Annotated in this window: 7 protein-coding genes; 5 read left to right on the plus strand and 2 right to left on the minus strand. The window is 71.8% G+C overall.

Going from position 1 to position 6,857, the window contains the following annotated elements; genetic code table 11:
• Position 1 precedes the first annotated feature (1 nt).
• Positions 2 to 844 carry a helix-turn-helix transcriptional regulator gene (locus tag HOV77_RS29905; protein ID WP_290868153.1) on the minus strand — a complete coding sequence of 281 codons (843 nt, stop codon included), beginning with the start codon at positions 842 to 844 and terminating at the stop codon, positions 2 to 4.
• 161 nt (positions 845 to 1,005) lie between these two features.
• Complete coding sequence (locus tag HOV77_RS29910; protein WP_290868156.1) at positions 1,006 to 1,206, minus strand: lipid A biosynthesis lauroyl acyltransferase; 201 nt, start codon at positions 1,204 to 1,206, stop codon at positions 1,006 to 1,008.
• A gap of 423 nt (positions 1,207 to 1,629) precedes the next feature.
• Between HOV77_RS29910 and HOV77_RS29915 the strand changes: the two genes are divergently transcribed.
• The 5 genes from HOV77_RS29915 to HOV77_RS29935 form a co-directional block, all read left to right on the plus strand.
• Positions 1,630 to 2,286: a response regulator transcription factor gene (locus HOV77_RS29915; protein ID WP_290868159.1), complete on the plus strand. Its 657-nt coding sequence runs from the start codon at positions 1,630 to 1,632 to the stop codon at positions 2,284 to 2,286.
• Positions 2,258 to 3,316 (plus strand): HAMP domain-containing sensor histidine kinase, encoded by a 1,059-nt coding sequence (locus HOV77_RS29920; protein WP_290868162.1) that lies wholly within the window; start codon positions 2,258 to 2,260, stop codon positions 3,314 to 3,316. The genes HOV77_RS29915 and HOV77_RS29920 overlap by 29 nt, the downstream gene beginning before the upstream one ends.
• A 384-nt stretch (positions 3,317 to 3,700) precedes the next feature.
• On the plus strand, positions 3,701 to 5,926 hold the full coding sequence (locus HOV77_RS29925) for a sensor histidine kinase (RefSeq protein WP_290868165.1): 2,226 nt from the start codon (positions 3,701 to 3,703) through the stop codon (positions 5,924 to 5,926).
• A complete protein-coding gene (locus tag HOV77_RS29930; RefSeq protein ID WP_290868168.1) occupies positions 5,923 to 6,555 on the plus strand; it encodes a response regulator transcription factor in 633 nt (210 codons plus the stop codon). Before HOV77_RS29925 ends, HOV77_RS29930 begins: the two co-directional genes overlap by 4 nt.
• Before the next feature lie 87 nt (positions 6,556 to 6,642).
• Positions 6,643 to 6,857, plus strand: a 215-nt coding sequence (locus HOV77_RS29935; RefSeq protein ID WP_290868171.1) for a hypothetical protein, incomplete at its 3' end; no start/stop codon positions are given.

A 6,857-nucleotide genomic window follows, 5' to 3' on the forward strand; every position in this document is an offset into this window, starting at 1 on the left:
ATCACTCTAGCGAGGCGATGGAGGCCGAGAGCAGCGCGTCGAGCTCCGAGCCCACCAGGGCGTCGTCCCAGAGCCGGTCCAGGGTGCGCGCGTACAGGGCGGTCGCGCCGTCGGAGAAGAAGATCTCGCCGCTGAACGTCTCGACGACGGTCACGGAGTCGTAGATCTGGAAGCCGTTCTGCGGCGTCGTCGCGATGGGGCGATCCAGCGGCAGCACCCCGAACCGGATGTTCGGCAGCACGATGATCTCCCGCATCGCGGCCAGCTGTTCCCGGAGCACCTCCGGCGGGCAGGTACGCCACCGCAGCACCGGCTCGGCGAGCAGGAACTCGAAGCGTTTGGCCGGGTTGTAGAGCTGCCGTCCCCGGGCGAGCCGAGTCTGGACGGCAGCTTCCTCGTCGTGCACGTCGAGCCCGTGCAACACCACCTGCTCGCGGAACACCCGCCGCGCGTACGCGGCCGTCTGCACGAGCCCGGGCACCCAGGCGACCTCGAAATGGCGTACGGATGCCGACCGTTCGACGAGCTGGTTGTAATCGGCCTGCACGGAGCTCTGCCCCTGGCGCATCCGGCGTCGCCAGTCCCGGTGCTCCGCTTCGACCCGGCGCAGCAGCCCGGTGAGCTCGGCGGATTCGGATCGGCTGACCTGGCACAGCGCAGACCAGGCGCGCAGATCGGCGGCGGTCGGAATCTGGCGGCCGTGCTCGATCCGGCTCACCCGGGAGGCGTGCCAGCCCAGCTGGGCGGCGAAGTCCTTACCGGACAGCCCGGTACGCCGGCGGAGGCCTCGTAGCGCCTCCGCCAGCATCCCGGTTTCCCGCTGCCGCTCGGTGAGGGTGGTCATCGTCTACTTCGTCAACTTGGCCGGACATGGCACCCGAGAGCCGTCCCCAGTACCGCCCCCCGAAAATGCGACCCTGAGGTGCCGCTGATTCACGGTAGGCCGCCAAGTCCCGACGTTGCCCGTCCACCGGTAAAGGCACCGCTTCGGGTGACGTCGTGTAGTCAGACGACTTCGCGGAGCCGATCAAGGACGTCGGCCGGAACGTACACCGCATCCTCGTCGTCGGCCAGGTCGCGCAGGGCGGCGCGGGTGGCGTCGTCGAGCTTGACCCCCTGCACGACATAACCGCCGTCGGTCCGGTAGAGCGCCGGGCAGCCGCCGCCGCCGGACCACACCGTCTTCCAGAGGTACTCGATCTCCATGACAACTCCCAGTGTGTATTGGGGTCAGTTGATTGTGGAGACACACCGTCGCGGCGTCTGTCGGCCGTATGGAGCCGTTTGCACGGTGTCGCGATCGGACACTCGCCACGTGGACGATGTCTCTCCCCTCCACGCTAGCGTGAATGCCACTAAAGCTCCGCAAATCCCACATTTGGGAGCGGTCACGTTTCGCCGATGTCGCCGATTCAACGGCCGGATATGCGAAGAGGTACGCGACGATCACCGTCCGGCGTGATCGTTGAGTGGTCACCTAAGTAGCGAACCTCGCCGATGCGTACCGCCGGTCGGCGGCTCTCGGCCCGAACGCCCGTCTTGACCTGCCGGAGCCGCGTGCCATCATGAGGAATCGTCACGACCATCGCCACCCCCCTCGAGGCGGCTCCCGCCCGCACCGCGCGCCTGTTGCTCATCGAAGACGACGACGGCGTCGCGCGGTTGATCGCGCGTGCCCTGAGCCGGGACGGCCACGTCGTCGAGCGCGCCGGCACCGGTGAAGAGGGTCTCCGGTACGCCACCGGCGAGGACTTCGACCTGGTCCTGCTCGATCTGATGCTCCCGGGGCTGCACGGGTCGGCGGTGCTGGCCGAGCTGATCCGGCGACGCCCCCATCAGCGGATCATCGTGCTGTCGGCGGTGCCCGAGGTCGGCACCCGGGTGGCCTGTCTGGAGGCGGGGGCGGCCGACTTCGTCAGCAAGCCGTTCGCGCTGGCCGAACTGCTCGCCCGGGTACGCGCGCGGCTCCGCGACCGGGCACCGGGACCGGCCGCCGACTCCGTCGTGATCGGCCCGATCTGCCTCGATCTCGCCCTCCACCGGGTGGCCGTCGACGGCCACTGGACGGCGCTGAGCTACCGGGAGTTCCTGCTGCTGCGGCACCTGATGGAGTCCGGCGGGCGGGCCTGCGACCGGTCGGAGCTGCTGCACGCCGTCTGGGGCATGACCTTCGACCCCGGCAGCAACGTCGTCGACGTGACCGTCCGCCGGCTGCGCGCCAAGCTGGATCACCCCGACCGGATCGAGACCGTACGCCATGTCGGCTATCGCTTCGCCACTCCGTGACGATCTCCGGAGCGCTCCGGGGAGCCCGTTCGGCCCCAAGCTGCCCGAGTCGTTCCGGCTGGGCTGGACCCTGCGCGCGATCTGGCTGATCGGCGCGGCGGTCTGCGCGACCGCGATGTGGCTGCTCCCCGCGACGGCGACGATCCCGTTCCACCTGATGTGGATCGGCCTGTCCCTGCTGTACGGCTTCACCCGCTGGCGGCCGGTCGAGCTGGCCGTCATGGTCGGCGTGACCGCCGCGGCGACCGGCGGGATCCTGATCAGCCACGCGGCGGGCGGAAAGATCGAGTGGCTGGAAACGCTCGAAGTGCCGCTCAGCGTCGCCTTGATCGCGGTCACCGCCGCCCTGGTACGCCGCCGCCATCTGGCCCTCCTGGCGCTGGCCGACGCCGCCGACCGGGACCGGCAGCTCGCCGAGGCCCGGCAGCACATGATGCGGCAGGTCGCACACGAGCTGCGTACGCCGATCACCGTCGCGCGCGGTTTCACCGAGCTCGTCGCCGACCGGCACACCGATCCGGACACCCGGGAGGATTCCGAGACGGTCGTGGCCGAGCTGGACAAACTGGCCCGGATCACGCAGCGCCTGGTGACGCTGATCGACGCCGACGGCGCGTACGTGCCCGAGGCGCTCGACCTGCCGACCGAGGTGACCCGGATCGTGCGGCGGTGGACGCCGGCCGCCGGCCGGACCTGGTCCTGGGCGTGCACACCCGGGACGGTCCTGGCCAACCGCGACCGGCTTGAGGCGGTCCTCGACTGCCTGCTGGACAACGCCGTGAAGTTCACCCGCCCCGGCGACCCCATCGCCGTCGACGGCCGCGCCGACGACCTCGGATGGACGATCACCGTCACCGACGCCGGCCCGGGGCCGACTCCGGGCGGGCCGGGCACCGGCACCAGCCTGGGCCTGGTGATGGCCCGGACGGTGGTGGAGGGCTGGGGCGGACAGGTACGCCTGTCCCACGACGCCGCGACGGGCACCACCGTCACGCTGCACGTTCCGGCGCAGTCGCCGGAAGGCAGATGACAGTCCTGTCACGCGGCTGATCTTCGGCGCTCGCCGCTTCTAGGCTGAACAAAGCGTCGGTGCAGGTAGGTGCGCTGGACGCGGTCGGTCCGTCTGTCCTCCCCGACAGGCTCCATCGAGCTCCCGCCAGCTGCTGCAAACAGGCGGGACGCGGACCCAGTGTGACCGGGGCGCGGGACAAACCGGCTTTTCCCGCCCCGGTCACCCAACTCCCCGGCGAACCGCGAACCCACGAACCCACCGAAGCCGCGAACCCAGCGAAACCGCGGGCCCGCGAGACCGGGCCCGTGAGACCGCGAAGCCCGCGAAACCGCGCACCCTGGGAATGCGAGAACCCGCGAAGCCAGCACCCCGGGAAAGCCGGGCATCAGCGATGATGAGAGCGTGTCGCGCAGAGCCCCGGCGGTGGCGGCGATCGTCCTGGCGGTGCTGGGCGTCGTCGGAGTCGCCGTGCGGCTCGACGCCCCTGGTGACGGCACCATCGTCCCGCTCGGCTGGTCGTCGCTGCGTCCGGACGGCGTCGTCGTCGAAGTGCCCGATCCCGATGGGACCGTGCTGCGTACCGGGGATCGTGTCGTGGCGGTCGACGGGCAAGTGCTGGCCGAGAAGCTCGGCGCGGTGGACCGTCCCGACCCGGGCGCGACTCTGCCCTACGTCGTCGGCGACCGGACCGAACAAGTCACCGTCGCCCGGTCCGAGGTCGGGCCCCTGGTGCACCAGGCGTGGGGTGACCTGGTCTTCGTGCTGGCCCTTGCGGCACTGGCCGTCGCGCTCTACGTACGCCGCCCGGACGAACCGTCCACCGGCCCGTTGCTCGTGCTGTCAGCCGGTCTGCTGGGCAGCACAGCCGTCGTGGTCGCCGGACTACCGGTGCTGTCGCTGGCCACGGGCGGTCCGCAGTTCTGGTTGTTCCATCTCAACGCCGTCGGTGCGTACTCGGTCGCCTGGGGCGCGCTGCTCGCGTTCACGCTCACCCTCACCCGGGATCATCCGTGGGCATCCCGCCGCACGGTCGGACTCGCGTACGCCGCTCCCCTGGCGGTGATGCTGCTTCTCACCGCATACGTGGGGCTGACCGGGGACGATCCGCTACGGTCGCTCGCCTGGATCCACACTGGAGAGACGGCGGTCGCCGCCGCCACGCTGATCATCACGACGGTCTCCTGGGTGATGACCTACCGCCACACGAACGCCGTCATGCGCGGCCGCCTGCGCTGGCTCGGCGTCGGCGGCGCGGTGACCGCTGTCGTCGGTCTCCTCGGCTGGCACCTGCCGCAGCTGCTCACCGGGCATGCGGCGCTGCCATGGGGCGCGCTGGGCCTGTCCGGGCTGCCGTTCGTGGCCGGGGTCGGGGTGGCGTTGCGCCGCCACCGGCTGTTCGACATCGAACGGCTGGCGAACCGGTCGCTCGTCTACGCCTCGACCGTCGCCGTCCTCGTCACCGGGTACGCCCTCGCCGTCGGCCTCCTCGCGAGCCTCTTGCGGCTGTCGGGACCGGTGGCCGCGGCGCTGGCCGCGGCCGGCGCGGCCTTCGCGCTGGCCCCGTTGCGGAGCGCCGCCCAGCGTGCCGTCGACCGCATGATGTACGGCGACCGCCACGACCCGGCCGGGGCGCTGGACCGGCTCGGCGCACGCCTGCAGGCGGTCCTGCTTCCGGCCGACGTGCTGCCCGCGCTGGTGGAGACGGTGGCTCGCTCGTTGCGCGTGCCGTACACCGCCATCGATCTGGCGGACGGCGCGGGTGGGTTCGCCCTCGGGGCCGAGCACGGGCGGCCGCCCGACGCCGAGCCGGTGCACACCGAACCGGTGCACTACCAAGGCCAGACCGTGGGCCGGTTGCGCGTCTCCGCTCGCGGGCGCGACGATCCGCTCGACCCGGTCGACCTGCGGCTGCTCGGTTCGCTGGCGCAGCAGGCCGGACCGGCGGTGCAGGCGGTGCGCCTCCACGACGACCTCGTCCGGTCCCGCGCCGAGGTGGTCGCGTCCAGAGAGGACGAACGGCGGCGGCTCCGGCGCGATCTACACGACGGTCTCGGCCCGACACTCGCGGCCATCGGGCTCAAGGCCGGGCTCGCGGCCCGCGGCGTGCCGGACGACTCGGCCGCGCACGCCGCGCTGCGGGAGATCGCCACCGAGGCCACCGCGTCCCTCGGCGACGTCCGCCGCCTGGTCGAGGCCCTGCGCCCGCCCGCGCTCGACGAACTCGGCCTGGTGGGCGCGGTCCGCTCCCGCGCCGCCACGCTCGCGGGCGAGGTCGCGATCGCGGTGTCCGGCGACGACGCGCCGGGTCCGTTGCCGGCCGCGGTCGAGACGGCGGCCTACCGCATCGCGGTCGAGGCCATGACCAATGTGGTACGCCATTCGGCCGCCACGAGTTGCCTGGTCGAGATAACGCTGCGACCGGAGTTCGTCGAGGTGACCGTCACCGACGACGGCCAGGGCATCGACCCCGCCCGGGCGGCCGGAGTGGGTCTTCGGGCGATGCGTGAGCGCGCCGCCGAGGTCGGCGGCGAGGTGTCGATAGGCTCAGGCGTTGACGGAGTGGGCACTCGGGTGCACGCTCGTCTGCCGATCGCCGCCATGACGCCGCCTGACGGGAGAACCGGATGATCCAGGTGCTGGTCGCCGACGACCATCCGATGTTCGTGTCGGGGCTGGCCGCGCTACTTGCCGCCGAGGACGACCTTACCGTCGTCGCCGTCTGTGCGAGCGGCGCCGAGGCGCTGGAGCAGGCCGGCGTCCATCAGCCCGACGTCGCCGTCCTCGACGTCAACATGCCCGACGGCGACGGGCTCACCGTCACGGCGGCGATGCGCACGCAGGGCCTGCCGACCCGGGCGCTCATCCTGACGATGTATGACGACGACGAGAACGTGCTGGCCGCGCTGCGCGCCGGGGCGTACGGGTATGCGCTCAAAGGCTCCGGTCCGGAGGAGATCGTCGCGGCGGTCCGCGCCGTGGCTCGCGGCGAAGCCGTATTCGGGGCGGGCATCGCGGCGAAACTGCTCGGCCACTTCGCCAAGGCGGCGTCCGCGTCCCCGTTCCCCCAGCTCACCGAGCGCGAGCACGAAGTACTCGGGTTGCTCGCCCGGGGCATGGACAACACGGCGATCGCCCGGCGGCTCGGGGTCAGCGGCAAGACCGTCCGCAACCACGTCTCGAACGTGATCACGAAATTGCACGTCACCGACCGGTCGGGTGCGGTGATCAAGGCGCGCGAGGCGGGCCTGGGCGGGTGACCGCCCCCATCCGGTGACGCGAGATTCCTGATCCGCCCGGGACAACGTCCCGTGACAGCGGGACGGCGGCCCGCCGACGCTCAAGGCATGAACTCGGGCTGGACCGGTGTCGCCGGCAGCGTCGCGGCCTGGCTGACGGTGGCCACGGCCGCCGCCGGCTATCGCCGGGTCGCGCGGCGCGGCGGCGTACGCCCGGCCGCCCTGGCGCTGACCCTTCTCGGGGTCGCCGCCTCGGCCCTCACCATCGCCACCGTCGTGCGGATCGCCTATCCCACCGGTGACCTCGGCCTACCGATGTATGC

It is taken from the genome of Hamadaea sp., assembly GCF_013362815.1.
Taxonomy (GTDB): Bacteria; Actinomycetota; Actinomycetes; order Mycobacteriales; family Micromonosporaceae; genus Hamadaea.

What these genes read in the sequence shown, in the direction of transcription:
- HOV77_RS29905 (WP_290868153.1), bottom strand. Translation starts at nt 844, where the DNA reads ATGACCACCCTCACCGAGCGGCAGCGGGAAACCGGGATGCTGGCGGAG.
- HOV77_RS29910 (WP_290868156.1), bottom strand. Translation starts at nt 1,206, where the DNA reads ATGGAGATCGAGTACCTCTGGAAGACGGTGTGGTCCGGCGGCGGCGGC.
- HOV77_RS29920 (WP_290868162.1), top strand. Translation starts at nt 2,258, where the DNA reads ATGTCGGCTATCGCTTCGCCACTCCGTGACGATCTCCGGAGCGCTCCG.
- HOV77_RS29930 (WP_290868168.1), top strand. Translation starts at nt 5,923, where the DNA reads ATGATCCAGGTGCTGGTCGCCGACGACCATCCGATGTTCGTGTCGGGG.